The sequence below is a fragment of the Myxacorys chilensis genome (genome assembly GCF_059505265.1).
The window spans coordinates 1-577 of sequence record NZ_JCACKG010000308.1 but is presented as its reverse complement, the minus strand read 5'-3'; the positions used below and the strand labels follow the sequence as shown (position 1 = coordinate 577).

Below are 577 nucleotides of genomic sequence, written 5' to 3'. Positions count from 1 at the left end.
AGGGATGTCTGGTTCTGGACCAGTCCGGCGGCCGGCGTCCTCGTCTGCATCGCCTGGGCGGCGCTCTTGGACTCCTATCGCAAGCTCAACGCGGCGAAGTTCCTGGTCCTGCAGGACATCGAGCGCCACTTCGCGCACCAGCCCTTCGCCGTCGAACGTCAATACTACGAAAGCAAGGGCCGGCTTGCGCTCGCCCATGTCGAGCGATGGATCCCCGCGGGCTTTGCGCTGCTTTACTTGGGCATCCTCGGCGCACGCCTCCTTGCCTGATCGGGACATGAGACGGGGCGGCGTCACCTCCCGACGCCGATCCGAGCAGCCGATCGTCAGGGCACTGTCAAGGCCATGGGGCTTGAGCAGGGCAAGGGGCCTGCTACCCTCCTCGGCATGACCGAGCACAGCCCTTTCCGCGGCGCTGTCAGAGCGATCTGGCTTGAGCGGAGCAGGGCGCCCGCTACTCTGCCGAGCATGAGCAGAAGGGTGCGCCGTCGCTACTTCTGCACTGGTTCAGGGCGCGCGCGTGTGCCGCTGGCGCTTTCGCTTCGACGAGGTGTGACGGGAGGGTATCGCATGAGAC

At 66.0% G+C, this 577-nt stretch carries 1 protein-coding gene; it reads left to right on the top strand.

Annotation, left to right across the window (positions count from 1 at the left end; all coding sequences use genetic code 11):
- A partial coding sequence (locus AC5JLB_RS30525; RefSeq protein WP_495877579.1) for a RipA family octameric membrane protein occupies positions 1–270 on the top strand: 270 nt, incomplete at its 5' end.
- Between the last annotated feature and the right edge of the window lie 307 nt (positions 271–577).